Annotated in this window: 25 protein-coding genes and 1 pseudogene; 7 read left to right on the top strand and 19 right to left on the bottom strand. The window is 40.0% G+C overall.

The annotated features are described in order from the left end of the window. Positions 1 to 247: 247 nt before the first annotated feature. From AC4MDD_RS03710 to AC4MDD_RS03700, 3 genes and pseudogenes are all read right to left on the bottom strand, one after another. Positions 248 to 619: pseudogene (locus AC4MDD_RS03710) on the bottom strand (VOC family protein). 613 nt (positions 620 to 1,232) lie between these two features. Then, positions 1,233 to 1,505 (bottom strand): hypothetical protein, encoded by a 273-nt coding sequence (locus AC4MDD_RS03705; RefSeq protein WP_234963501.1) that lies wholly within the window; start codon positions 1,503 to 1,505, stop codon positions 1,233 to 1,235. Between the two features lie 106 nt (positions 1,506 to 1,611). Continuing rightward, positions 1,612 to 2,277, bottom strand: a complete 666-nt coding sequence (locus tag AC4MDD_RS03700; RefSeq protein WP_491882309.1) for a hypothetical protein — start codon at positions 2,275 to 2,277, stop codon at positions 1,612 to 1,614. 314 nt (positions 2,278 to 2,591) lie between these two features. On the opposite strand from AC4MDD_RS03700, the gene AC4MDD_RS03695 reads away from it, so the two are divergent. Beyond that, positions 2,592 to 2,885 (top strand): hypothetical protein, encoded by a 294-nt coding sequence (locus AC4MDD_RS03695; protein ID WP_491882308.1) that lies wholly within the window; start codon positions 2,592 to 2,594, stop codon positions 2,883 to 2,885. An 81-nt stretch (positions 2,886 to 2,966) separates the two neighbouring features. Here AC4MDD_RS03695 and AC4MDD_RS03690 read toward each other — a convergent pair whose 3' ends face one another. From AC4MDD_RS03690 to AC4MDD_RS03665, 6 genes are all read right to left on the bottom strand, one after another. Next, complete coding sequence (locus AC4MDD_RS03690) at positions 2,967 to 3,173, bottom strand: hypothetical protein (protein ID WP_004695205.1); 207 nt, start codon at positions 3,171 to 3,173, stop codon at positions 2,967 to 2,969. 231 nt (positions 3,174 to 3,404) lie between these two features. Then, complete coding sequence (locus AC4MDD_RS03685) at positions 3,405 to 3,980, bottom strand: DUF4126 domain-containing protein (protein WP_491882307.1); 576 nt, start codon at positions 3,978 to 3,980, stop codon at positions 3,405 to 3,407. 117 nt (positions 3,981 to 4,097) lie between these two features. Continuing rightward, entirely contained in the window at positions 4,098 to 4,241 is a 144-nt protein-coding gene (locus AC4MDD_RS03680; protein ID WP_004695201.1) for a zinc ribbon-containing protein, read from the bottom strand. A 109-nt stretch (positions 4,242 to 4,350) separates the two neighbouring features. Next, positions 4,351 to 4,515: a hypothetical protein gene (locus tag AC4MDD_RS03675; protein ID WP_491882306.1), complete on the bottom strand. Its 165-nt coding sequence runs from the start codon at positions 4,513 to 4,515 to the stop codon at positions 4,351 to 4,353. Between the two features lie 62 nt (positions 4,516 to 4,577). After that, positions 4,578 to 4,934, bottom strand: coding sequence for a hypothetical protein (locus AC4MDD_RS03670; protein WP_491882305.1), 357 nt, complete (start codon positions 4,932 to 4,934; stop codon positions 4,578 to 4,580). Continuing rightward, the gene (locus tag AC4MDD_RS03665; RefSeq protein WP_001988464.1) at positions 4,927 to 5,952 is read right to left on the bottom strand and encodes an IS30-like element ISAba125 family transposase; all 1,026 of its coding nucleotides are present in this window, start codon (positions 5,950 to 5,952) and stop codon (positions 4,927 to 4,929) included. Before AC4MDD_RS03665 ends, AC4MDD_RS03670 begins: the two co-directional genes overlap by 8 nt. Before the next feature lie 143 nt (positions 5,953 to 6,095). Between AC4MDD_RS03665 and AC4MDD_RS03660 the strand changes: the two genes are divergently transcribed. Continuing rightward, positions 6,096 to 7,186 (top strand): IS4-like element ISAba1 family transposase gene (locus AC4MDD_RS03660; protein ID WP_100607965.1). Its coding sequence is split into 2 segments (ribosomal slippage): positions 6,096 to 6,636 and positions 6,636 to 7,186, totalling 1,092 coding nucleotides; the frame shifts between segments, so codons are not numbered across the junction. On the opposite strand, the gene AC4MDD_RS03655 is transcribed toward AC4MDD_RS03660, so the two are convergent. Beyond that, positions 7,148 to 8,644: a hypothetical protein gene (locus tag AC4MDD_RS03655; protein ID WP_491882304.1), complete on the bottom strand. Its 1,497-nt coding sequence runs from the start codon at positions 8,642 to 8,644 to the stop codon at positions 7,148 to 7,150. The genes AC4MDD_RS03660 and AC4MDD_RS03655 overlap by 39 nt on opposite strands. 83 nt (positions 8,645 to 8,727) lie before the next feature. Beyond that, positions 8,728 to 11,334, bottom strand: coding sequence for a Fe/S-dependent 2-methylisocitrate dehydratase AcnD (gene acnD, locus AC4MDD_RS03650; protein WP_491882303.1), 2,607 nt, complete (start codon positions 11,332 to 11,334; stop codon positions 8,728 to 8,730). A 261-nt stretch (positions 11,335 to 11,595) separates the two neighbouring features. Here acnD and ygfZ point away from each other — a divergent pair, with 261 nt between their 5' ends. Next, complete coding sequence (gene ygfZ / locus AC4MDD_RS03645) at positions 11,596 to 12,318, top strand: CAF17-like 4Fe-4S cluster assembly/insertion protein YgfZ (RefSeq protein ID WP_078426449.1); 723 nt, start codon at positions 11,596 to 11,598, stop codon at positions 12,316 to 12,318. Between the two features lie 74 nt (positions 12,319 to 12,392). Here ygfZ and AC4MDD_RS03640 read toward each other — a convergent pair whose 3' ends face one another. Then, positions 12,393 to 13,583, bottom strand: coding sequence for a PQQ-dependent sugar dehydrogenase (locus AC4MDD_RS03640; RefSeq protein WP_491882302.1), 1,191 nt, complete (start codon positions 13,581 to 13,583; stop codon positions 12,393 to 12,395). A 342-nt stretch (positions 13,584 to 13,925) separates the two neighbouring features. Further along, positions 13,926 to 14,171, bottom strand: coding sequence for a hypothetical protein (locus AC4MDD_RS03635; protein WP_004695190.1), 246 nt, complete (start codon positions 14,169 to 14,171; stop codon positions 13,926 to 13,928). 292 nt (positions 14,172 to 14,463) lie between these two features. Between AC4MDD_RS03635 and AC4MDD_RS03630 the strand changes: the two genes are divergently transcribed. Continuing rightward, on the top strand, positions 14,464 to 15,273 hold the full coding sequence (locus AC4MDD_RS03630) for a tetratricopeptide repeat protein (protein ID WP_151835781.1): 810 nt from the start codon (positions 14,464 to 14,466) through the stop codon (positions 15,271 to 15,273). Positions 15,274 to 15,314: 41 nt separating this feature from the next. On the opposite strand, the gene AC4MDD_RS03625 is transcribed toward AC4MDD_RS03630, so the two are convergent. From AC4MDD_RS03625 to AC4MDD_RS03615, 3 genes are all read right to left on the bottom strand, one after another. Beyond that, entirely contained in the window at positions 15,315 to 16,238 is a 924-nt protein-coding gene (locus AC4MDD_RS03625) for an AEC family transporter (RefSeq protein ID WP_491882301.1), read from the bottom strand. Positions 16,239 to 16,338: 100 nt separating this feature from the next. Continuing rightward, on the bottom strand, positions 16,339 to 17,454 hold the full coding sequence (locus AC4MDD_RS03620; RefSeq protein ID WP_491882300.1) for an NADH:flavin oxidoreductase/NADH oxidase: 1,116 nt from the start codon (positions 17,452 to 17,454) through the stop codon (positions 16,339 to 16,341). Between the two features lie 108 nt (positions 17,455 to 17,562). Beyond that, positions 17,563 to 18,843: a carbohydrate porin gene (locus AC4MDD_RS03615; protein WP_491882299.1), complete on the bottom strand. Its 1,281-nt coding sequence runs from the start codon at positions 18,841 to 18,843 to the stop codon at positions 17,563 to 17,565. Positions 18,844 to 19,195: 352 nt separating this feature from the next. On the opposite strand from AC4MDD_RS03615, the gene mutM reads away from it, so the two are divergent. After that, entirely contained in the window at positions 19,196 to 20,050 is an 855-nt protein-coding gene (gene mutM / locus AC4MDD_RS03610) for a bifunctional DNA-formamidopyrimidine glycosylase/DNA-(apurinic or apyrimidinic site) lyase (RefSeq protein WP_491882298.1), read from the top strand. Beyond that, positions 20,047 to 20,331: a peptidylprolyl isomerase gene (locus AC4MDD_RS03605; protein WP_004695176.1), complete on the top strand. Its 285-nt coding sequence runs from the start codon at positions 20,047 to 20,049 to the stop codon at positions 20,329 to 20,331. Before mutM ends, AC4MDD_RS03605 begins: the two co-directional genes overlap by 4 nt. A gap of 57 nt (positions 20,332 to 20,388) precedes the next feature. On the opposite strand, the gene AC4MDD_RS03600 is transcribed toward AC4MDD_RS03605, so the two are convergent. The 3 genes from AC4MDD_RS03600 to typA all read right to left on the bottom strand — a co-directional run bounded on the left by AC4MDD_RS03600 (position 20,389) and on the right by typA (position 23,318). Continuing rightward, positions 20,389 to 20,718, bottom strand: a complete 330-nt coding sequence (locus tag AC4MDD_RS03600) for a gamma-glutamylcyclotransferase family protein (protein ID WP_491882297.1) — start codon at positions 20,716 to 20,718, stop codon at positions 20,389 to 20,391. Between the two features lie 126 nt (positions 20,719 to 20,844). Next, a complete protein-coding gene (mscL, locus tag AC4MDD_RS03595; protein WP_491882296.1) occupies positions 20,845 to 21,279 on the bottom strand; it encodes a large conductance mechanosensitive channel protein MscL in 435 nt (144 codons plus the stop codon). A 200-nt stretch (positions 21,280 to 21,479) separates the two neighbouring features. Next, positions 21,480 to 23,318 carry a translational GTPase TypA gene (typA, locus tag AC4MDD_RS03590; RefSeq protein ID WP_004695169.1) on the bottom strand — a complete coding sequence of 613 codons (1,839 nt, stop codon included), beginning with the start codon at positions 23,316 to 23,318 and terminating at the stop codon, positions 21,480 to 21,482. Positions 23,319 to 23,489: 171 nt separating this feature from the next. Between typA and AC4MDD_RS03585 the strand changes: the two genes are divergently transcribed. Further along, on the top strand, positions 23,490 to 24,860 hold the full coding sequence (locus tag AC4MDD_RS03585; RefSeq protein ID WP_491882295.1) for a uracil-xanthine permease family protein: 1,371 nt from the start codon (positions 23,490 to 23,492) through the stop codon (positions 24,858 to 24,860). Positions 24,861 to 24,889 lie beyond the last annotated feature (29 nt).

The following is a 24,889-nucleotide window of genomic DNA, read 5'->3' as shown; positions in this document are numbered from 1 at the left end:
GCGTTTTGCGCCACTGGTAGCATGCTACTCTTTTCGATCCCGTCACACCCTTGAGATATAATTTAACAATCCAAGGGCGGGATTGTTTCCCGAAGATAAAGTCTTTTTGGCCATTTTTGGAAAAAAATCTTGGCTTTCAGGTTATCTAAAAAATGTTTTCCCAAATGCAGCGTATTTATGATTTTTTTCTCACATAAAATCACTTTTCTCAGGATTTTATTTCTTTACTGCATCACAGATGAGAAAATCAACTTCCTGCGCAGACCTGCATCAGCTGAATGAGATTCCCGCAGGTATCATCAAAGACTGCAACTTTAACTTTTCCGGCCCGCATCGGTTCACTGGTAAATTGCACCCCTAAGTTTTTGAGTCGTTCATATTCCGCATCGAGGTCATCCACTTGAAAAGAAGTATAGGGAATCAGGTCTGCTTTAATTGCGGCCTTAAACGGCTGTGCCGCGGGATGTGCATCAGGCTCCAGTAGCAGTTCAACACCCTATGGACTTTCGGGTGAAACCAAGGTCAGCCAACGATAATCACCCACAGGTACATCATGTTTGATTTTAAAACCGAGTTTTTCTGTATAAAACTGACAGGCTTTTTCTTGGCTATCGACCATGATACTGGTGACATATATTTTCATTGTTGTTCCATATTTTTTATCAGACTTTTAATGGTTATAGCAGAACTCTAAGCGTTCCAATGTTATCAAATCGCATTTTTTTTAAAGCCGTTTTCGCAAACCAAAGCGCCAATTTGTTTTGACACAGTTAGAGCAAATATTTGGATAAATTCGGGGCAATATAGATGCTTAAAATGGAAGAAAATATTTGAATGGACGTGTCTTTTATCGTGTTGTTTTTATCATGTTGTTTCTAGGGATCAGGAGATAACTTCAACGATTAAAACTGGGTAAGTTCTAAACTTTTGCCTATAAATGGATAATCTATAGCGTCCTAAGCTGAATCGAGACCTTGTGGGTAAGTACGACGCTGATCTGATAGATAACAAGTCGCAAACTACTCTTTTCGATTCCTGTGCCCTTAAACGCTATATTAAGCAAATTGGTGCGGGATGAATTTCCGAAGATCGGCTAATTTCAAGCAATGATGAAAAATATTTCCCTAAATAAAACCAAATTTGATAAAAATATTCATAATGGCAATTGAATCATCTATTTCATCGCATAAAAATGAACTTCTATCATTTTTTACACCATCATTTCAGAACGCTTAAGTCCCCATGTAACCTTGCAGCCACGTTGCAATAAACCACCATAAACTAATCGCGGACATACCACAGAGTAAATTAGCTAAAACCTTCTGCAGATTACTGAGCTGAGACAGATAGATTTTTCGGTTAATCACATACGCAACCACAGCTAAGGCTCCACCGATTGCACCACCAATCATCACTAAAAACAAAGGCCAACCTGCCATCAAATGAGCCGCCGTACTCAGCTTAGGTTTCTCTTCAACACTCAAGAGTAGTTCTTTATTTTCCATCTCTTTCCCCTATACCTGATCAAGCAGTCATGTGACTGATGGCTCAGACTCACGTCACTCATAAAAGTGTATTTTGAAATATAAGTTAGCAAAAACTAAGCCAAGACTATTCAAGACTCAGATCGTCGATGTCCTGAATTTTGCTCAAATACATTGGAGCAACATTCACTTTGCTCCATGTTTCTTTAAATTTAGGGTCGCTATCCGGGTCTTTGTTGAGATTTTCTCTGACCAGCTTCTTAGCGGTGAGAAAATTGACACTGGTTTCACTATTCACATAAGGGCCGAAATTATCTGAGCTGTCATAGCCAATCAGACGCATATCACGTCCCTCTAAACGGAACTGATAGGCCCAATATCCATAACGGCCATGGGCATAATGTAGTTTTAACAGGCCTTTTTCGATAGAGGGCACCAACTCAGGCGCAAAGTACACACCGCCATCTTCATTTTCTGAAGAAAACAGTGACAGGTTCTGAACGACTTTTTGGTAGTGCCCTTTGGTATTCAACAGCACAATCACACCACGGCGGTTGCGATCTAGTTTCCCACGGTATTCATCGGTGACCCACTGTTTCGGATCTGTACCTTTGACGATTAAAACCACATCTTTCAAGCCATCTTTGTTTAAGTCCCCTTGCACGACCTCAAACACCGTATATTTTGTGGGAAGGTAAGCTTTGTATTGGCTGGTGGCTTCTTGACGCTGAATATCTGCTATATCCGTTGCACTTAAGTTTTCAGCATATAGATTGGCGGAGATACCCAACATTACAGAAAACATTAGAGAAGTTTGAATGAACTGATTTTTCATAGTTTTGTTAATTTTTTAAATAAAGTAGTTAAGCGAGCACGCTAATGAATGCCTCATTTTTGGCATCTGTACTACAGATTAGCATTTATCAGAAGCCTATTTATAGGATGCTCTACAATTAAAAACAGATGACTGTATCAGTGTCATATTTTGATTGCTGCCGTTGAAAACTTTCGGCTAAAGTGACGAAAGACCATTCAAATACGTTTCATCATACAAACTAAAACTGTCCGCTGGTGCTGTGCCTTGCGCTTTCTCTGAGTGCATGCAAAGTGTTAAAAACACATATCGTTAAAGTCACTAGCTCAACCGAAGCACAGCCAAATGAAGTGTTATTAAAAACCACCAAAGGCTATGTGTACTTATCGACACAGAACATGACGGAAAAACAAAAGCACATCCTAAAAAACCTGCGTCCTTTTCAGTGCTTAGAAATTAAAACACCTGAACAGTTTGCCATGCAAAACAGAGTGGTTCGATTTTCTGACTTTAAAATTAGCGCTTTAGTCGAAGCTGACCGTGAGTGTCGAAAAATTAAGGTCGCGACCCGAATTGAAATCCATTAATGTTGTAATGCTTAAAAAATAGAACCTCCATATCCAACAATGAAAAGCTCTGCATAAATTGCAGAGCTTTTTTGATTTTGATTATTTGAAACAACACTTGTCACAACCTTCGACTTTTTCTCTGGGCCAGTTCATTCTTGCCCGCTTATAAGCCAGCTCATAATTGGCAAAATAACCAATCAGAATTTGATCCTCCGAGCTGGGTAAGTCTGCACAGCCTAAGGATGCATTATGAATATGATGGATGCCTTTTTCACTAGGCTGTTCATTTACAATAAATTTTATCATTTACAGTTCCCCGAATAATTTTTATAAAGTTCAACTACAAACAAACCCATACAAAAAGTATGTATTTATAAAATTAAACGGATGCCGTATGAAAATCAATCATTATTTTAAAAGTGAAACTGACCTCTAAGTCATATCAACCTAAAAGAATTGATGTCCACATAAGCGAAAAATTAGCCACTCTATCTTTAAATTTAGAGGCCCAGCAACACCATAAGAAAACGACTGAAACTATAAAGGTGTGCTGATACTTTCTTGTTTTTTGCGTTTAAACCAACGCACGGCCCAGACCGCCAAAATAATGCCTACAATCACCACCAAAACTGGAACCAGTAGTGAAAGCACGGACAGTAAAACGGCTCCGACCCATTCCACTGTAGACACCAGTGGGTTAGCTACACCGCCTGTCGTCGCGGTTGAAACCCCTCGAACGGCAACGGTACTCATTTGCACAGCACCTGCTGTTCCCCCACCGACAATAATTGCTGCGGCCCAACTGGCAAACTGCGACATTTCCCCGCTGCTGACCGCCATAGTGGTGAGTGTTCCTGCGACCATCGCGGCTGGCGTTGCAATGGTGTCTAAAGCGTTGTCTACCCATGGTATGTAATAAGCTGCGATTTCACAGACAGTTGCAATAGCTAAGGCAATGCATACCGATGGCATGCTTAACCATTCAAAACCTTGCATGGGCTCGAACCAACCCATAATAGATGCAAGGCTCATGACCAAGAGTGGGACAAAAACACGAAAGCCACAGGCCGCACTTAAGCCAATGCCGATACAAAGTCCTAATATGGTTTCCATGTGCTTTTCCTATGTGGCTTAAGTTGGATGTTTTTATCTTTTTTATGACTTAGCAAAAAGCCCTATCGGGTGATAGGGCTTTTCTTTTAAACAGTGGGTAACTGTTAAATCTTGGGCTTAGGCATTCTTATTGTTAAATTGATTGCCTTGGCATTTGGTACACGGGGGTAAACGATCTGTACCAATTTCTAAGTAGACGCGGTGTCCGCATTGAACACAAAAATAGAAGCCTGTTCCGGGTTTTTCGCCAGCAGTAACCATTTTTGTTCTCCATAGGTTTTAGAAATGGTGAACAAAGTATAGCCTAATTTTGATGTATGTCTACTGTCTATTTTAAAAAATGATGGTGTCATTTTTGTAAGAAATGATGTTAAAGTTCTTCTCGCTCTTGCGGTGATTGATCTACTCTTTCTTCGAAATAGAAGTCAGAAGACATTTCAGAAAATATTTTGAAAAGCTTTTCTACGTTAGTTGTTTTCTCTTGGACTGTATTTTCTTCAACTCTAGGGGACATTTCCATTTCTTCTATAGACATGTATAACTCCTAATTTTATAGAGTTTTAGTTCCATCCTTTCTAGGATGAAACTAAATAATAATTATGTATCACAATAAATTATAGGGATAACATTTGCTTCTTTAGCAGCATGCGAAAAAGAAGATATTATCCATAATAATTGAATGATATTTCCTCGAACTTTTTGTTTACTTTTTAATTTATTAAATTCCATCGCTATTTCTTGCTTAGAAATAAAACTACAACTTAAAATACATTTTCTATGCAGTTGAAAATGCTTCAATAAATCCTTTAAATCACTATCAAGTGTTTTATTAGATTTTCGTATTCTAGATATATTGGTTTTAACACCACTACTACTTATATAACTTTTATACATTGTTTTATTAATTTTATCGATGAATTGCTCATTGCTAAAAAACATGGCGAATTCAAACATGAGGTGCGACAGTTTCAAAAGCCATATGATAATCAACAAGCTGAGCAAATTTCTCTAATGGTGTAAGCCAATCTAACGCCTTTCTAGGACGAGTATTCAGTGACATGGCAACTTGATTTAAATAATGCTGATCTGCCTGATTTAAATCAATCCCTTTAGGTAAATATTGCCTAATTAAACCATTCATATTTTCGCATGTGCCTTTTTGCCAGGGTGAATGTGGGTCACAGAAATATACATCTATGCCTAAATCTTCTTCGAGTATTTTATGTTCTGACATCTCACGTCCACGGTCATAGGTCAACGTTTTACGCAGTTCTGCAGGTAAATATTTCAGAGCTTCAGTTAAAGCCTTGCGCACTGATTCTGCCTTTGCATCAGGTAATGTTGCCAAGATACAGAGCCGTGTATTTCGTTCAATAAGTGTTGCTATCGAACTTTTATTGTCTTTACCTTTAATTAAATCAGCTTCCCAATGACCCGGTATTTTTCTTTCTTGAACTTCGGCTGGGCGCTCATGAATAGTTTTAATATCCTGTAATATAGAATCTTTTTTAGGTTCACCGTTAGCTTTTCGCTTTTTATTTTCATGACGCAGACAGGATAATAAGTCTTTTTTCAACTCACCCTTTGGTAATGCTCGTATCGTTGAATAAATCGTTGTATGGCTTACATTCATTGTTTGATCCAAATCAGGAAATGTCTTTAAACGCTTTGCTATTTGCTGAGGAGACCATAAACAACGGATCGCTTCAACAATAAATTTCCAGAGGATTGAATCGATTTTGAGTTTTCTGTGACCACGTCTACGTCTAGCAAAAGTGTTATCAGAAGCATATTGAGCTTGATAAACGTCATTGATGCTATTTCTTTTAAGCTCACGATAGATCGTACTAGGATGTCTTTTAATAAGTTCAGCAAATTTTCTGGCTGAAAAGCCTTCTTTTCTTGACTCAAGCATTAATGCAGTACGATCTTCAAAGTTAAGATGATGGTATGACAATTTTATATACTCCATAAACCCTTTAAATTAATTAGGTGGTTTATGTCGCACTTCAAGTTTTACTCTGCCCATGTTTCCTAAATTCTTCTCTGTACACGACAAAAATAGATAACTCATTGAAATAATGTCACAATAATTGTTTTCTAACGACGAATACTATGATACATCTCAATGAGTTATATCTTATCTTAAACAAATCTCTAAAATGGAACAAGTCACATTTAAAGTGCTTTGCGCTCATCATGCTTGTGATTATTTTAAAGCAAACATGTAATCTTTCTTCTGCATCTAAAGCCTTGCCCATCAAGTGCTTACCACAATCATTTTATCGACGTATGCAGCGCTTCTTTGCAGGTCAGTATTTTGATTATCGTCAAATTTCTCAGTTGATTTTCAATATGTTTTCATTCGACCAAGTGCAACTGACTTTAGATAGAACCAATTGGAAATGGGGAAAACGAAATATTAATATCCTGATGCTCGCAATCGTTTATCGTGGAATAGCGATACCTATCCTTTGGACATTGCTTAATAAACGTGGAAATTCAGATACGAAAGAGCGTATTGCTTTGATTCAACGCTTTATAGCCATTTTTGGTAAAGACCGTATTGTGAATGTGTTCGCAGACAGAGAGTTTATCGGTGAGCAGTGGTTTACATGGTTAATTGAACAAGACATCAACTTCTGCATTCGTGTTAAAAAAACTTCATTGTCACCAATCATTTAGGAAAGAATCATAAAATTAGTGATTTATTTCGCCATCTTAAAGTTGGTCAAATTGAATGTCGTAAACGACGGATTTTGGTTGGTCGGGTGAAACTATATATAAGTGCACTACAGTTAGAAAATGGAGAGCTTTTACTCGTCGTTTCTCCTCAGTTTAATGCCAATGCTATTCAGGATTATGCATTACGCTGGGAAATTGAAACCTTATTCAGTTGTCTCAAAGGACGCGGGTTTAATCTTGAAAATACGCGCTTGACAGACCCTAGACGAGTGAAAAAATTGATTGCGGTGTTAGCTATAAGCTTCTGTTGGTGTTACTTAACGGGTGAATGGCAACATGATCAAAAAAAAGCGATAAAAATAAAGAAGCATGGACGACTCTCAATGAGTTTATTTCGCTATGGTTTAGACTATGTTCAAATGGCGATTCAGCGTTTAATTGGTTTTGGGAAAAAAGAAGAGTTTAAGGAAATTTTGGCAATTTTAAGAAGGCAGAACCCTGATAGGATAAGGGTTCTGTGAAATTTGTCGTGTACAGAGTAAATTCTTAAGACCTTGTCCTACCACATCATGCAAATTACTAGCTGATGTTGATTTTTTCCCATGCTTAGAATGAATAAAATTAATACTAGGATCTGACAAATTTAATGTTATATGGTCTGCCCATTCATCCCCCAAATCATCACAAAAGATATAATGATCCTTTAAATGTAACTTTTCCACAAAACCAAACATTGAATTTTTATTAAATACTTTTTGATTTTTTCTAAAATTACCTTTCTCATTTATAACCTTATCAATTCCCAATTTAGGAACTAAAATATCTAAAATACTATCAACTTCTGATACTCCAGATACATCTTCAAAACAATGATCAATAAAATACATGTATTTAGGATCATCAAAAGTAATACTATAAAGCCCCTTTTTATTTATATAACTTATTAAGCTTATTGCTTTATTATTTTCTTCAATTTTAAAATTTTTAAATGCTTTAGTTGAGATTGATAAACTTTTAGAGTTAACCTTTAATTTTGATTTATTTTTTGGCTCAATAATATTGTTATTTGCATCAATTTCATAAACTTTCCTAAGTTCATCTAGCAACACAACTTTTATATTCTCTTTAATATATTTTTCAATTATTTTTTTCTTTCTTTGGCCTCTAACCTTTCTAGAAGTTTGCCATTTTATTTTAATATTTCCACTTAACAATTCATCTTCAATGAATGAAGCGTCTACAAGTAATGCAGCTGGTTTAGTAACTTTAAGTACATCTACTAACTGAACCTTTCTAGCAAAAAGATTTAAAAATTCATTTGAATTAGCTGTTTGTAAAAGTTTAATTTGTTCATGTATCCATTTAACAATATCATCGAGGGGCAGTCTTGTTGAAGACTCTACAACTCTTCCAGTACCTGATATAGATTTTATATTACCGCCATCTCTTACTTTTATGTGGGATGGAATTGAGCGGCCAGCTGCATGAGTTGATAACGTTCCTTTTAAATTAACTGCTTCATAAGAACGGTTACGAACTGCTTTATCAGATATAGTCATATTTCTAAGGGATAGCTTTTGGAATTCTGCATCTTTCCCTAATAATTTACTCAACTCCTGGCTTAAAACTAGGTCAAAATTATTATTTAACAATTGCGAAAAATTTGCACAACTTTTACTCATTACAATCAAATAATCATCTAGTTCAAGTAAAATAATATAGGCAAATATTCTATCTTTTAAATCAGAATCTTTAAGAAAATATACTGGCTTTTCAGTAGGAAAAACTTTTATTGTAACTTTATATTCTACATCATTAGAAATAGATCTAATGTCCCTATAAACATCAATTATAAAATCTTTACCTTGTTCTTTATTTGACACCGCCTGATCTAACACATTTGAAAGGATATTGTCACTCAAAGATTTCTTTGTTTTGTAAAACTGCATATTTTTAGTTAATTCCAGACCTTCTGACATATTCCCCCCATTTTCTAAATAAAAATACCCTACTTAAAGTAGGGTATTTTTACAACATTTTCAATTACTTTCAGCTTAAATCATCAAGCCACATTCCCTTCCAAGAAATCCTGTGCAAAGCGTTGCAATACACCACCCGCTTCATATACAGACACTTCTTCTTCGGTATCTAAACGACACGTTACAGGAACTTCAACGATTTCACTCTTACCTTCATCCGTCGCACGTTCAATGACTAAAGTTAACGTCGAACGCGGCGCAATATTACCAATCACGCTATATAGCTCAGTACCATCTAAACCTAAAGTTTTACGGTCAGTTCCTGCTTTAAACTCAAGCGGTAACACGCCCATACCCACAAGGTTAGTACGGTGAATACGCTCAAATCCTTCCGCCACAATCGCTTCAACACCAGCAAGACGCACACCTTTTGCAGCCCAGTCACGGCTAGAACCCTGACCATAGTCTTTACCTGCAATGATGATGAGCGGTTGCTTACGATTCATATAAGTTTCAATCGCTTCCCACATACGCATCACTTCGCCTTCAGGCTCAACACGTGCTTTCGAACCTTGCTTGATCGTACCGTCCGCACGAACCACCATTTCATTAAACAGTTTCGGATTCGCAAACGTTGCACGTTGTGCCGTCAAGTGGTCACCACGGTGCGTTGCATAGGAGTTAAAGTCTTCCTCAGGTACGCCCATTTTATGTAGGTACTCACCCGCTGCCGAATCCATCATAATTGCATTCGATGGTGACAAATGATCTGTGGTGATGTTGTCAGGCAAGATCGCAAGTGGACGCATATTTGCCAGTGTACGAGGTGCAGCCAAAGCCCCTTCCCAGTACGGTGGACGGCGGATATACGTACTTTGTGGACGCCAGTCATATAACGGACTTGCCGCTTTTTCCGTTACACCCAAGTCAAACATTGGAATGTACACTTTACGGAACTGTTCAGGTTTTACCGCTTCTTTGACCAAAGCATCAATTTCTTCATCTGAAGGCCAGATGTCTTTGAGGTAAATTGGGTTACCGTCTTTGTCGTTTCCTAATGCATCTTTTTCAATATCAAAACGAATGGTTCCTGCAATCGCATACGCTACAACCAGCGGAGGAGATGCCAAGAACGCTTGTTTTGCATAAGGATGGATACGACCATCGAAGTTACGGTTACCCGAAAGTACCGCAGTTGCATACAGGTCACGGTCAATAATTTCTTGTTGTAATTTAGGGTCTAAAGCACCTGACATACCGTTACAGGTGGTACATGCATACGCCACGATACCAAAACCGAGTTTTTCTAAATCAGTCAATACGCCTGCTTCTTCAAGATATAAAGCAGCAGCTTTAGAACCAGGTGCAAAAGAAGATTTCACCCAAGGTTTACGTGTTAAGCCTAATTCATTGGCTTTACGTGCCAATAAACCTGCTGCAACCGTGTTACGTGGGTTTGATGTATTGGTACAAGAAGTAATGGCAGCGATAATCACAGCACCGTCAGGCATTAAACCATCGGTACGCTGTTCAACCACACCTGCAATGCCTTTGGCTTTTAAGTCGCTGGTTGATACACGTGCATGTGGATTCGATGGCCCTGCAATATTACGCGTTACAGTCGATAAATCAAAACGCAGTACACGCGGATATTCTGCCTGAGTCATTTCAGATGCCCAAAGACCAACTTCTTTGGCATAAGTTTCTACAAGTTTGATTTGATCTGCTTCACGACCTGTCAGGGTTAAATAATCAATCGTGTTTTGGTCGATATAGAACATTGCCGCAGTTGCGCCATATTCAGGTGTCATATTGGAAATCGTGGCACGATCCCCCACTGACATGCTGTCTGCACCTTCACCAAAGAACTCAAGGTACGCACCGACAACACGTTCTTTACGTAAGAATTCAGTTAACGCTAAAACGATATCTGTTGCAGTAATCCCCGCTTGACGTTGTCCAACAAACTCAACCCCGATAATATCTGGAAGACGCATCCAAGAAGCACGACCTAACATTACATTTTCAGCTTCTAAACCACCGACACCAATCGAAATCACACCAAGTGCATCGGTATGCGGTGTGTGTGAATCTGTACCGACACACGTATCTGGGAATGCCACGCCTTCACGGCTTTGCACCACAGGAGACATTTTCTCCAAGTTGATTTGGTGCATGATGCCATTACCCGCAGGAATCACATCAACATTTTCAAATGCTGTCTTGGTCCATTCAATGAAGTGGAAACGGTCCTCGTTACGGCGGTCTTCAATAGCACGGTTTTTCTCAAACGCCTCGGGATCAAAACCACCGTATTCCACAGCCAAAGAGTGATCGACAATCAACTGTGTTGGCACAACAGGATTCACTTTCGATGGGTCACCGCCTTGATCTGCAATGGCATCACGTAAACCTGCAAGGTCAACCAATGCCGTTTGTCCAAGAATGTCATGGCACACCACACGCGCAGGATACCAAGGGAAATCGTGATCTTGTTTTGAGAAAATCAGTTCTTTTAGTGACTGCTCCAAAATGGCAGGATCACAACGACGCACTAACTGTTCAGCCAATACTTTTGAGGTGTATGGAAGTTTTGCATAAGCGCCTGGCTGAATCTGTTCAACGGCTTCTCGCACATCAAAGTATTCTAGCTGGGTGCCTTGCAGTGGTTTGCGGTGATTCTTGTTCATAGCGTTCCTGCCTTTGGTGTTTCATTTTTCTTCACTGTCTTTACTAGACAATTAATCTTTGTCTGCTAGGCATACTACACTGTCGAAAACCCATTTCCCAAATCGTTTATATTTCATAAGCTTAGGTATAAAAATAGGGGGTTTTGAAATATTTAGTTACATTAACTTTTAAATATTTACTCTAAATATGATTTTTTCTGAAAAATAGCGGAAAATAGCCCTAATTCTTTAGTATTAGATTTTAAGGTAGGCGAGCAATTCATGAGCGATCTAGCTTTCTCCTCTTTCACTTTAATTGGTGTAGATGCACTCAAATTTTTACAAGGCCAAGTGACGGTCAACGTTGAAACTTTAGCTGAAAATACAACGCAATACACCGCCATTTGCGACTTGAAAGGCCGTATTCACTTTGGTTTGTGGCTGACAAAACGTAACCCTGAACATTTTGAAATTGTCACCACTCAAGACCAGTCGGAAGAGTTTGCCAAGCACATTAAAAAGTTTGGTGCTTTCTCTAAAATGAAACTTGAATCTATGGGTTCAGTTTTTCCAACCTTCACGCAAGACCGTACCACCTTCTCTGCTGAGCCTACAGATATTGCAGCATGGCAAGTGCAAGCCATCACCCATGGTGAAGCGTTTATCGAACAAGCGATTGAGCATGTGTTTCAACCTCAAGAGCTACGTTTACACCAACGTGAGGGCGTGCACTATGACAAAGGGTGTTACTTGGGTCAGGAAGTGATTGCACGTTTATGGTTTAAAGCCAAACCCAAAGCATGGTTGCATTTAATTCAGGGTACAGGCAGCGCGCCTGCACAAGCTGAACAGTTGAATAAAGGTATTCAAGTGGTGAATAGCGCTGCGATTGATGGCGGTTATGTCGCGTTGGTGGTGGCACGTCCTGAGTCTTTGAGTGAACTGGATGTGACAGTTTTAGACTTACCAGAACGCTTAAATGGTGATGTGGCAAGACCACAGTAAATCTTTAAATTTTATGCTGTTATGATAAATGAGCCTCTAAAACTTATTCTTGCTTTTAGGGGCTTTTTTAAAACTTAAAGTGATGAGGACTCTTTCTTCCTCACATAATAAATCACTCCACCCTTATCATCTGAAAAATAAAATGAATTTGCATCTATACGGTAAATATCCGCAGGTCGACCATTCACCTTATTCCCCACTAAAAAACCATCCATAAAGGTTTCAAGTTTTTGCCCTTTACGCATAATCACAATTTTATAGCCATGACCAATTGTGGCATCCGTAGAACCATGAAGAGCCACTAAAAAAGAGTTTTTAATGAGGTCATCCGTATTTGGATGATCAAAATAGTCAAAGCCTAGTGCTGATGAATGTGATGGGAAATAGGCATAAGGAGATGGTACATTTTTACATCCTGTTGGACGTTTAAAATTTGGATCTGCAAAAATTTTACCTTTAAACGAATAACAAGATGGCCAACCATAATCTGCATCACGCTTGAGTGCATAAAAAGTTTCATCAGGTTTATGTTTACCCAAATGGTCTGCACCTTGATTGGTGGCAAATAAAAATTTACCCACCCATTTCAAACCGACGGCATTACGCAAGCCTGTGGCATAAATCTTTTGTTCCGAACTATCGGGATTCATTTCTAAAACTGTTGCTCGAACTTTTTCTTTCTCAGTACAAGCATTACAACTTGAGCCGACTGAAACATAAATTTTCCCGTTTCCACCCACGGCAATAGTTCGTGTTAGATGCCAGCCACCATATTTATAACTTAAACCATAATCAGGAAAAGTCGCTAAAACTTCAGCTTTGGCCGTGGGTTTAATTTCGCCTTGGGTAAATTTCTGTCGGGTGAGCTGATGCGTTTCAGCTAAATATAACCAATCTTGCCCTGAAGAATCGGTATAAAATTGGACTGAATTTGGATTTTTCAAACCTGTCATATAAGGAATAATTTTGCCGAATTTTCCTGTTTCAGCATTCCATTCATCCAAAATATAAACGATGCCTTTATTATTGTCGGTCAAATCCTGCATATCTGTGACAAACATTCTACCGTCAGGTGCTTTGCTAAAAAAACGAACACGTTTTAAACCCTCAGCCGCAGGAATGATGTCGTAATTTGCTGGCAGATTGAGAGAAAAACGCTTCCCATTTTTCAAGCTGATTTGATGAGGCACAAGATTTGGCTGCCCTGCTAAAACTGCCATTGAACCAACTAAACATATGAATAAGATTGAGAATATTTTTATCATTTTAGAGACGTCTCGATTCATCTTATGAAAAGTAACCTTCTTTTTTATATGATATAACTTGGATGATGAGCACATAGTCAAACGCTTTTGCTAGAAAATCGTATAGGCTCTTCATATACAAAATATTATTTTATATTATCTTTTAGCCTAACCACTGCAAGTGTCTTTACAGTGGGTTAAAGCCTTCATTCTCGTTCTGTGGCTATAAAAAGAACATAAAAAAGTATTGCTTTAGAACGCTATAGTAACCATCAGTCCTTGGATAAAAAAGGCTCATACAAGGACTTAAACCCTTTTAGAGCCTTATTTAATAGTTCACTCATTTACAATGAATATTAAACATCAAAAATCATGAAACAGCTTATTCATGTCTTTGCAGAGATAGTCTTTAAATGAAAAGTCTCGTGCATGTTTAGCATCAAATTTTGCGGTCACACCATCTTTTTCAAAGATATATACACGGTCATCTTTGCTCACTAAAAACTCACCACCCAATTTCATCAATAAGGCATCAATTTTTTCACCATCTGGAATCGACTCATCGGCCAAAACTTTTAAATAATTTCGCTTAATTGACTTAATAAACATGCTGAACTCACTACTCATTTTCAGCGCTATTTAAACAGAATCTAAGCCAGAATCCTAATAAAACCCGAAGCCATCACCTACAACTACCAATAACCCATTGCACTCCTTTCCACTGTACATCACGCGGGTTGTATTGGAAAAAGATATACCGATCAACACAATCAACGAAAATTTGTAAGACCAAGACACAATTCAGATATTTACATTCACACAATTCAACTTATGATGTGAAATGACTCAAAACAAATACACACATAGATGGACTTATGTGTAAGAAAAAGGTTTATAAAACATGAAGAAAATCGTACTTGCAAGCTTAATTGCACTCACTAGCCAGCTTGCACTTGCAGCCACCACTCAAGATACCATCAACCCCGAATTTGCCAAGATAGAGGAAATGGTCAAAGCCAACAATATGACGGGGGCATATCAGGCTTTAGAAAAACTGGCAAAGTCTGGCAACCCACAAGCCATGTATAACTTGGCTTATTTGACTCAGACTGGCCAAGGCACAGCGAAGAATGAGAAGAAAGCCATTCAGCTCTATCAAGATGCTGCAAACAAAGGCTACCCTGTTGCGCATTATGTGCTTGCGAAAAACTATGTCACGGGTACTTTAGGCTTACCTCAAGACATTAACAAAGCCAAACAACACTTTGAAGCCGCATCTAAACTAGGCTTTGATGATGCAACCGTTGAATATGCCGTGCTGTTATTTTCTGAAAATAAACCAGAGTCTGAAAAGTTAGCCCTTAAAAAACTTGAGCCTTTGGTGAAAAAAGGCAACTATCAAGCCATTCATGCACAAGCTTTATATGACATCAGCACAGGCTTTAAAAACAAACAAGAAGCACCCATTCAAAAAGGCCTCAACAGCATTCAAGACTTAGCCAAAAAAGGTTACATTCCTGCCCTGATGGCCGTAGGCAATATGTTTGCTAATGGCAATATCATTCCGCAGAACTTGCCTGAAGCGAAGAAAATTTTCACCGCTTTAGCCAAGGAAAATGTGCCACAGGCCAAAGAGTCTTTGGCGATGGTTGATAAAATGATTGCCGATCAAGCTAAAGCTCCAGCTGCAACAGCTGCGGTCAAAAAATAAATCTCTTCTTCAAAAAATACTCTCAATTGAGAGTATTTTTTTCACCACCAAAGACCAATCAAGACACTGACCACCACAAAACTCAATAGCGTGCTGATCATCAGTGGAGTGAATGCTTTTTCATTTAAGCCATACACTTGCCCAAAAATTCCAAATAGAGAAGGCATCGGTAAAGCCGCAATCAAGGTCCCTGCATAAATCATCTTTGGGTCCAACTCAGTCAAATAGGTCAGCCCTAAATAAACCAATATTGGCATACAAATATTTTTAGATATCACCAGATAAACGGTTTGTAAGTTAAACGATTGAATGGTTAGCCCCACCATTCCCCCACCAATAATAAAGAGCGCTAGAGGTGCAGCAGTCTGACCTAACATCGCAAACACTTGGTCAATTAAATGTGGAATTTGAAGTTCGAAAATCGCACAACTCATGCCAAGCATCACCGACAAAAACAGTGGATTTTTGAGTAGCGTGAGAAATGTGGTTTTTAAAATGGAGGCTAAATTGGCTTGTCTTTGTCGCCCTATTTCTGCCAGAGTGAGCATCAGCGGTACAAGAAATACACTTTCAATGATCACCACCAATGAAATATAAATCATCGCTTCACTTCCCATCAGCAGCGTCAAAATTGCTGCTCCCAATAACCCCGTATTGGACATGGATGCACCCAGTGAAAAAACTGCAGCATGGGTAAAGTGATCCTTAAATAGCTTTTGACCTAAAATAAAAGCCGTAAAAAATAAGCCAAAGGTCACAGCTGCATAAACATAAAAATAAGCGGGATACCAAATTTCATGCAAATCTTTTGAAGCTAAGGCATGCAACAATAAAGCAGGTAACGCAATTTTGATGACAAAAGCACTGATCGCAGTCATTTGCTCTTTAGCGAGCAACTGGATTTTGACAGAGGCAAAACCAAGGAAGAGCAGGAAAAATACTGGAAAAATTACCGAAAAAATCATTCAAGCTGTTCCTTTTCCAGATGATGTAAGTAAAGACTTATCCTAGGATACACCTTTACTCAGTTGAAATATTTTAAAAGACCAATGGGCGAATATATGATTAAAACGCAGAAAACAAATCTTTGATCCCATGTGGCTGACACCGTAAATACTGCGGTGCGATAGAGACTTTCCCACCCAGTTCTGCAGCGGCATGCCACGGCCATCGTGGGTCATACAACATGGCACGCGCCAGACCAATTGCATCGGCTTCTTGCGCTTCTAAAATATGTTCAGCCTGCTTAGCTTCTGTAATCAAGCCCACCGCAATGACTGGAATTTTCACCGCTTGTTTCACTGCATGGGCAAAAGGCACTTGATACTTGGGCTTAATCTGAATGTCTTGTTCCACATGCAAGCCGCCACTTGAAACATGAATATAAGCCGCACCGAGTTGCTCTAACGCTTTCGATAGCCCAACCGTTGAATCAATATCCCAACTTTCTGTTGCAGTCGACTCCATCCAGTCGGTCGCAGATAAACGTATACCTACGGGATAATTTTCAGGAACAGCTTGTTTAATGGCTTGGAATACTTCTAAGGTAAATCGAATGCGGTTTTCAAAACTTCCGCCATATTCATCAGTCCGTCGGTTCGACAGCGGTGACATGAACTGATGCAACAAATAGCCATGGGCTGCATGTAGTTCGATCAGCTCAAAACCTGCATCTACAGCGCGTACTGCAGCACTGGCAAAGTCATCGATGATGTCTTGCATCTCCGCCACACTCAAAGCATGTGGTGCATGCTCTTCAAGCTTAAAGGGCACATCACTGGCAGACACCGTTTGCCAACCATGCGGTTCATTCGGTTTGATCTGACCTTTTCCCGACCAAGGACGATCGGTCGATGCTTTACGTCCCGCATGTGCCAGTTGAATGGCAAAAGGCATTGGAGAGAGTGTTTTGACTTTTCTGAGCAAGGCTTTCATTTGTGCACGTTGCAAATCATTCCACAGTCCTAAGTCCGCAAAACTGATCCGTCCTACCGCTTGTACGGCTGTCGCTTCAACAATACATAAGCCCGCACCTGACAAAGCATAATTGGCCCATTGTTGCTCATGCCAATAGCTCAGCTCACCCGCATCATTGGCTGAGTATTGGCACATCGGTGCAATCACGATTTTATTTGTTAAGTTTAGATCCCCAAATTGAATGGGTTGAAATAATAATGGCATCACAGCTCTCCCTGTACTCACTATGATCTATAACAAATAAAGTGCCTTGCATTCAACGCTAAAAGTGCAAATCTGCTGTCAGATCTTTGCACTTTTATAGCTATCTATTTAAAAAATAATGCGGCTTCCAAGCCCCAAGACCAACGCATTATCCACCACATGGCTGGAACCTGAGTTGATCACATATTGGATGTTGGGACGTAGCATTAACCACGGCGTAGCGTTATAGCTATAGTTCAGTTCAATATTGTATTCCGCGCTCGCATCATACTGTACTTTACCCGCAGTGAATCGCTCATTCAGATGTACACGATTCACCCCCAAACCTACAATATCCGTCGGATGCTGCTCAAATACCCCAATATATTTCAGCCCCACTTGTTGTGAGTTATCTACTTTATTAGTAATGCGATCATGCCATGTAAAGTTGGCAAAACTATGCAAGCCTTGGCGCCCTGCACCCGTTGAAGTCAGTTGCTGTTCGATGGCAATCCATCCTGCAAATGTCCGGTCTTCGCCAACCACACCTTTGCCATAAGCCACGTCATATTGGTTATTTGGATCATCTGCGGTGTTATATATCCCACCGACCCGATAACTCCCCGCCAAACCATTGAATAGTGCTTTCGGTGTCCAAATCACTTCTACTGGAATAGTCACACCGTCGGCATGTTCTGTGTCTAGGCTCCAACCTTGTCCCTCGGCTTTGCCATTGCCATTATCTGGATTAAATTCGTACACCCCAATTTGCGTTGCCACTTCAGGAGTCACTTGATATTTAATGCGACCGCCCCATTGTGAAACCGGCGTATTCATCCAGATATTGCCCTGCCATTTCCCCATTTGCGCGGCACAAAAGGCATTACTGACAAAATCACAGGCCATCACATCAAAATCAGAACCCAAACCCAGTCGCCCAACTTTGACACTGAGCCCTTGTTCTTTAAAACGCTTTTCAATCGAAAGCTCAGATAAACGGCTGTCTTGGTTTCCACGGCCATAAGTGGCTTGCACATTGGCTAATTGCGGTGCAGAAGGATCTTGCAAATCTCGAATTGAGGTACTTTGTCCTTGACGCGCAGTCGCAACAAAACGAACAGTGACCCCTTCCCAGCCCGCTAGCTTTTCTAAATCAAATTGTGTTCCTAACCAAAACTGCGAAGCGGTACTTGGGCTTGCACCTGCATTGCGACCGCCATCCGCCAAATAGTTGGTATCTGTTAAAGCATTGGCTTCAAACTTAATGCCTTTTTGCGCCAATTCAGTTCGTTTTCCCTGCCAGTCACCAAACAAATACTGGCCATGTACATCCAACATTTGCTCCGCATGACTCACTGTCGCCCAAGCACACATTGCTGTTACAAATAAAGAGAAAGAAAACTGTCGCATAAAACCTAAGCCCCAAACTAAAATGAAGAACAATCCATTTCATTTAAATGAAAAATTTAATGAAAAGTACATAATTTTTAAACAAAGATCTCAGCAAAATTTTTATCATTAAGTCAAAAAAAAGTTATCAATATCGTCCACAGCTATAAATAGAAGATTTGATTTGGGTGATTCATAACAGCTTTCAGTCAATTCAAGAGTGTAATTTGAGGAGGAGGATTCCTGATCACCACAAACAATTCCGCACTAAGTTTTGTACAAATGTGCTAAAGGCAAGTCTCTCGTTGAAATCACTTGCAATCTTGCGTGTACACCGCAATATTAGCCTCAAGTTTTATCATCTCATGTTGCCATGCCAGAATTACCAGAAGTTGAAACCACCAAAGCCAGTTTAGCGCCGTTATTAGATCAACAGGTGCTTAGTGTTGAAGTTCGCCAGTCGAGCCTACGCTGGCCGATTCCCGCAGATCTCAACAAACTGGTGGGTCAGCGTTTAATTCAACTCAAACGCCGCTCTAAATACATTTTGGCCATTTTTGAACAAGACACTATGCTTTGGCATTTGGGTATGTCTGGTAGTTTCCGTATTTGTGAGGTGGGTGAAACCCTGCGTAAACACGATCATTTGATTATTCGTTTTGAAGATGTCGAGCTACGCTACCATGATCCGCGCCGCTTCGGCTGTATTTTATGGTTGGATGAATATTCGCAAACTAAGTTAATCGATACCCTTGGGCCTGAACCACTGAGTGCTGATTTTAACGCTGAATATTTAAGTCAAAAGTTGAAAAACAAACAGGTCGGCATAAAAGTTGCAATCATGGATAATCACGTGGTGGTTGGTGTCGGAAATATCTATGCCACAGAGAGTTTGTTTAATTTGGGCATACACCCTGCGCAAGTGGCATCTAGTTTAACGTCCAACCAAATTGAAAAATTGGTGGTCGAAATTAAACGTATTTTGCAGCAGGCCATCGATTTAGGTGGGTCTACCCTGCGGGACTATTCCAATGCTATGGGTGAAAATGGCTACTTTCAACAAACCTTATTGGCTTATGGCCGAGCAGGTGAAATGTGTGTGAACTGCGAAACCACGCTTGAAAACATCAAACTGGGACAGCGTGCTTCTGTATTTTGTCCCGAATGCCAACCGCTGAAAAAAGTGCAACCTAAGCCCAAAGCCACAGCTCGAGGAAAAACCAAATGAAAACTGCCATTGTTCGTCATATTTTGGTCAAAGACAAAGACCTCGCTGAACAACTGAAAAAGAAAATCCACGATGGCGCCGATTTCGCCAAAATTGCCAAGCAATATTCCACCTGTAATTCAGCTAAACGCGGTGGTGAACTGGGTGAAGTCAAAAAAGGCCAACTGGTGCCTGTGATTGATAAATTGGTCTTTAGTGCTGCTGAAAAAGTACTACATGGTCCCATCAAGAGCCAATTTGGTTTTCATTTACTAGAAATTAAATTCCGTATGGATTTTTAAAAGCTGTGCGTTGTGTGATGTGTTTAAGCCTAAACACATCACGAACACTGTATTTGATTAAGCCTCTTTCATCTCATATATCCAAGCATCAACGTGTTCGCCAGATTCCAACGTCCCTTGTACCCTCACCCGTTGATACTGTATCCCTTCAAACGCATCCAACGCATCCCAATGTTCGGTTAATTTTTCACTGCTAAAAAAATATCCTTCAACCGCTGCTGCTTGCGGATCTAAAACAATGGCGAATAAGCCTTTGTCGGGTCCCCAATCCAAAATATGCACCACGCCATGCACATAACCTTTTTGCCATGTTCCACCTATGCACTCTAAAAGATGGGCATTTTCATGATTTGGACGAAGTGTCCCGTAGACAAATAATTGGTTCATTCGGCATCCCCATAGCTATTCAATCAGCGCGCATCATAAAGTCAAAATTGTACAAAAACCAGTCTTTGGATAAGTCTCAGACATAAAAAACGGCACTTGATGTGCCGTTTTATTTTAACCGTTCGATTACTGACGTTTTTTCAATTCATCACGAATTTCACGTAGCAACGCGATATCTTCTGGCGTTGCTGCTGGTTCTGGCGCTGCTTCTTCTTGTTTACGGCGCATACGATTAATCATTTTCACCATTAAGAACACCACCCATGCCAAAATGATGAAGTTAATTAAAATCGTAAGGAAGTTACCATAAGTCAGGACGTTTACCCCAGCTTTGGTTAGCTCATCTAAAGACTGTAAATTATTTGGGTTATCCCCTAAAACAAAGAATTTCTGTGTGAAATCTACACCACCACCAGTCACAACCGTGATCAATGGCATGATGATGTCTTTCACTAATGAGTCAACAATTTTACCAAATGCACCACCAATAATCACACCGACAGCCAAGTCGATCATGTTGCCTTTTACCGCAAATTCGCGGAACTCTTGAATAATACTCATTTAAATCTCCAGTTTTTTTTGACTTTAATTTATGTGACGAAGTATACATTAATTTTATAGCTTCATTTCCACGTAATTTACTCGGAAATCATCTGCTTTTATATATTGGTTTGCTAATTTTAAACAAAAAAATGCCATCAATAAATTGATGGCATTTTTAAATGTCGCGGCCCCGCATGGGGCAACATCATTTTTAAAACTTATTTACCAGAACGGTTACGTTTACGTTCGTTTTCAGTCAAGTAACGCTTACGGATACGGATTGACTTAGGTGTTACTTCAACTAATTCATCATCTTCAATGAATTCAAGTGCTTGTTCAAGCGTATATTCAACAGCAGGAACAAGAGTCAACGCATCATCAGTACCAGAAGCACGTACGTTTGTTAACTGTTTTGCTTTAGTTGGGTTAACTGTCATGTCATCTGAACGAGAGTTAATACCAATGATCATACCTTCGTAAACTTCTAACTGAGGTTTAGCAAATAGACGACCACGGTCTTGCAATGTGAACAATGCATAGCCAAGGCAAGTACCTTGAACCATAGAAATCAACACACCGTTTTGACGTTTCGCAACAGTACCTTGTTTCATTGGACCGTAATGCGAGAAGCTTGATGTCATGATTCCTGTACCAGAAGTCATGGTCAAGAATTCTGAACGGAAGCCAATTAAACCACGTGAAGGAACAGTTGCCTCAATACGGATACGGCCTTTACCGTCAACTTCCATATTCGTCATTTCGCCTTTACGATGACCCATTTGTTCCATTACAGAACCTTGGTGCTGTTCTTCAACGTCAAATGTTACGTTTTCGTATGGTTCTTGCTTTTCGCCATCAACTTCTTTCAAGATTACTTGTGGACGAGATACGCCCATCTCGAAGCCTTCACGACGCATGTTTTCAATAAGAACTGAAAGGTGAAGTTCACCACGACCAGATACTTTGAAACGGTCTGGACTATCAGTGTCTTCAACACGTAACGCTACGTTATGAATCAATTCGCGGTCTAAACGCTCACGGATGTTACGTGAAGTTACAAATTTACCTTCTTTACCAGCAAACGGTGAGTTGTTTACTTGGAAAGTCATCGTTACTGTAGGTTCATCTACAGACAATGGTGGTAAAGCTTCAACATTTTTCGGATCACAAATTGTGTCTGAGATATGAAGTTCATCAATACCTGTGATACATACGATATCGCCTGCTTGAGCAGAATCAACATCAACACGTTCTAAACCGTGGTAACCCATGATTTTTAAGATACGACCGTTACGAGTCTTACCTTCTTTATCAATTACAGTAACTTGAGTGTTCAGACCAACTGAACCACGTTGAATACGACCAACACCAATAACACCTACGAAGCTGTTATAGTCAAGTGAAGAAATCTGCATTTGGAATGGACCATCAACATCAACTGCTGGTGGCTCAACAATGTCTACGATGGTTTGGAACAATGGAGTCATATCTTCAGCAAGTTCTTCTGGAGATGGACCAGCAACACCACGAAGACCTGAAGCGTAAACAACTGGGAAGTCTAACTGTTCGTCAGAACCACCAAGGTTATCAAACAAATCAAATACTTGGTCAATAACCCAATCTGGACGTGCGCTTGGCTTGTCGACTTTGTTGATAATTACGATTGGCTTCAAACCACGTGCGAACGCTTTTTGCGTTACGAAACGAGTTTGTGGCATTGGACCTTCTTGAGAGTCAACAAGAAGAAGTACACAGTCAACCATAGACATTACGCGTTCAACTTCACCACCGAAGTCTGCGTGTCCTGGGGTGTCGACGATGTTAATACGGTATTCTGTATTGGTACGTGCATCTAACCATTTGATTGCAGTGTTTTTTGCAAGAATGGTAATACCACGTTCACTTTCAATCGCGCCTGAATCCATGACACGCTCAATCTCGCCTGCACGATCGCCAAGTGCACCTGATTGCTGTAAAAGTTTGTCTACTAGAGTGGTTTTACCGTGGTCAACGTGCGCAATGATGGCAATGTTGCGGAGAGTTTTGATATCTGACATGTAAATTCGATACGCCTAAAGTTTGAGGGCAAATTATACAGAAAAATAATAGAATTTAGTAGTGACAGTTTATTGACAGACTCATTTTTTTTGATAAGTGGTGTGTAATTAATTTTGTAAAGCTGTGTAAAGCGATTAGAATAGCGCCACCTTGCTAACACCCTTTGACATATGTCTGATCAAAATCTCTCTTCCAATCAAACAGATCAACTCGATTTGGTCTATGGTTTAAACGACCGCCCTCGCCCAATCATTGCTTTTCTTGCTGCCTTTCAACATCTCCTTGCAATTATTGTCCCAATTGTTACTCCGGGCTTACTCATCTGTCTAGCGCTTGGTGTATCGAAAGAAGACACCAACATGATTTTATCCATGTCTTTGGTCATTTCAGGGATTGCAACCTTCTTACAATGTAAAAAAGTTGGACCTTTTGGTGCAGGCTTATTGATTGTTCAGGGCACCAGTTTTAACTTTATCGGCCCGATTATTGGAATTGGCTCTACCATGGTTGCTGCAGGTACTCCTGTAGAATCCGTCATGGCTGCAATTTTTGGTGTGGTAATCGCAGGTTCATTTATTGAAATGGGCGTGTCACGTATTCTGCCGTGGGTGAAAATGCTCATTACCCCATTGGTAACAGGCATTGTGGTGTTATTGATTGGTTTGACTCTCATTAAAGAAGGTCTGATCAGCATGGGTGGTGGCTATCAAGCCATGTCAAACAATACCTTTGCCAATACAGACAACTTAATCATGTCCTGTACAGTACTGGCACTGATCATTATATTGAACCGTATTCGCATTACTTGGGTAAAAAGTTCGGCTATTTTAATCGCACTGATTGTCGGTTATGTGTTGGCAGGCTTTATGGGGCATCTCGACTTTTCAGGTCTTCAGGATGCACCTCTGGTTCAAATTCCAACCCCAATGCACTTTGGTTTAGACTTCTCTTGGAGTTTGTTTATTCCAATGGCCTTTATTTACCTTGTGACCTCTTTAGAGGCGATTGGTGATATTACGGCAACCTCTAAACTCTCGAACCAACCTGTCGATGGTGCAACATGGATGGAGCGTATTAAAGGTGGTGTCTTGGTGAATGGTGCAAACTCTTTCCTTGCGGGTATTTTCAACACCTTCCCTAGCTCGGTCTTTGCACAAAACAATGGCGTAATTCAACTCACTGGCGTTGCGAGCCGTTATGTCGGCATCTGGATTGCCGCATTATTGGTGATTCTAGGTTTACTCCCTGCTGTTGCAGGTGTGATTCAGGCAGTGCCTCAAGCTGTTTTAGGCGGCGCTGTGATGGTGATGTTTGGAGCTGTAGCAGCTTCTGGAATTAACATTCTGTCAGGTATTCATCTTGACCGCCGCGCACTACTGATTATTGCCATTTCATTGGCACTCGGTTTAGGTGTTGCACAAGTTCCACAAATTTTGGAACACTTACCTGAATTATTCCGTAACATCTTCAGTTCAGGTGTTGCGACAGGTGGTATTGCAGCTTTGTTATTAAATATTATTCTTCCTGAAACGAAGAAATAATTGTTCATTTCAGTATGCACTTTGCCCAG

The organism is Acinetobacter sp. CAU_H_29a_1, assembly GCF_058599505.1.
Note: the sequence above shows the minus strand (reverse complement) of the source record. Positions and strands in the feature narration are given on the sequence as shown.

What these genes read in the sequence shown, in the direction of transcription:
- AC4MDD_RS03620 (WP_491882300.1), bottom strand. Translation starts at nt 17,454, where the DNA reads ATGCCATTATTATTTCAACCCATTCAATTTGGGGATCTAAACTTAACA.
- AC4MDD_RS03690 (WP_004695205.1), bottom strand. Translation starts at nt 3,173, where the DNA reads ATGATAAAATTTATTGTAAATGAACAGCCTAGTGAAAAAGGCATCCAT.
- AC4MDD_RS03630 (WP_151835781.1), top strand. Translation starts at nt 14,464, where the DNA reads ATGAAGAAAATCGTACTTGCAAGCTTAATTGCACTCACTAGCCAGCTT.
- AC4MDD_RS03705 (WP_234963501.1), bottom strand. Translation starts at nt 1,505, where the DNA reads ATGGAAAATAAAGAACTACTCTTGAGTGTTGAAGAGAAACCTAAGCTG.
- AC4MDD_RS03605 (WP_004695176.1), top strand. Translation starts at nt 20,047, where the DNA reads ATGAAAACTGCCATTGTTCGTCATATTTTGGTCAAAGACAAAGACCTC.
- mscL (WP_491882296.1), bottom strand. Translation starts at nt 21,279, where the DNA reads ATGAGTATTATTCAAGAGTTCCGCGAATTTGCGGTAAAAGGCAACATG.
- mutM (WP_491882298.1), top strand. Translation starts at nt 19,196, where the DNA reads ATGCCAGAATTACCAGAAGTTGAAACCACCAAAGCCAGTTTAGCGCCG.
- AC4MDD_RS03585 (WP_491882295.1), top strand. Translation starts at nt 23,490, where the DNA reads ATGTCTGATCAAAATCTCTCTTCCAATCAAACAGATCAACTCGATTTG.
- AC4MDD_RS03640 (WP_491882302.1), bottom strand. Translation starts at nt 13,583, where the DNA reads ATGATAAAAATATTCTCAATCTTATTCATATGTTTAGTTGGTTCAATG.
- AC4MDD_RS03635 (WP_004695190.1), bottom strand. Translation starts at nt 14,171, where the DNA reads ATGTTTATTAAGTCAATTAAGCGAAATTATTTAAAAGTTTTGGCCGAT.
- AC4MDD_RS03625 (WP_491882301.1), bottom strand. Translation starts at nt 16,238, where the DNA reads ATGATTTTTTCGGTAATTTTTCCAGTATTTTTCCTGCTCTTCCTTGGT.
- AC4MDD_RS03675 (WP_491882306.1), bottom strand. Translation starts at nt 4,515, where the DNA reads ATGTCTATAGAAGAAATGGAAATGTCCCCTAGAGTTGAAGAAAATACA.
- AC4MDD_RS03615 (WP_491882299.1), bottom strand. Translation starts at nt 18,843, where the DNA reads ATGCGACAGTTTTCTTTCTCTTTATTTGTAACAGCAATGTGTGCTTGG.
- AC4MDD_RS03680 (WP_004695201.1), bottom strand. Translation starts at nt 4,241, where the DNA reads ATGGTTACTGCTGGCGAAAAACCCGGAACAGGCTTCTATTTTTGTGTT.
- ygfZ (WP_078426449.1), top strand. Translation starts at nt 11,596, where the DNA reads ATGAGCGATCTAGCTTTCTCCTCTTTCACTTTAATTGGTGTAGATGCA.
- AC4MDD_RS03685 (WP_491882307.1), bottom strand. Translation starts at nt 3,980, where the DNA reads ATGGAAACCATATTAGGACTTTGTATCGGCATTGGCTTAAGTGCGGCC.
- AC4MDD_RS03655 (WP_491882304.1), bottom strand. Translation starts at nt 8,644, where the DNA reads ATGTCAGAAGGTCTGGAATTAACTAAAAATATGCAGTTTTACAAAACA.
- AC4MDD_RS03665 (WP_001988464.1), bottom strand. Translation starts at nt 5,952, where the DNA reads ATGGAGTATATAAAATTGTCATACCATCATCTTAACTTTGAAGATCGT.
- acnD (WP_491882303.1), bottom strand. Translation starts at nt 11,334, where the DNA reads ATGAACAAGAATCACCGCAAACCACTGCAAGGCACCCAGCTAGAATAC.
- AC4MDD_RS03700 (WP_491882309.1), bottom strand. Translation starts at nt 2,277, where the DNA reads ATGTTGGGTATCTCCGCCAATCTATATGCTGAAAACTTAAGTGCAACG.
- typA (WP_004695169.1), bottom strand. Translation starts at nt 23,318, where the DNA reads ATGTCAGATATCAAAACTCTCCGCAACATTGCCATCATTGCGCACGTT.
- AC4MDD_RS03670 (WP_491882305.1), bottom strand. Translation starts at nt 4,934, where the DNA reads ATGTTTGAATTCGCCATGTTTTTTAGCAATGAGCAATTCATCGATAAA.
- AC4MDD_RS03600 (WP_491882297.1), bottom strand. Translation starts at nt 20,718, where the DNA reads ATGAACCAATTATTTGTCTACGGGACACTTCGTCCAAATCATGAAAAT.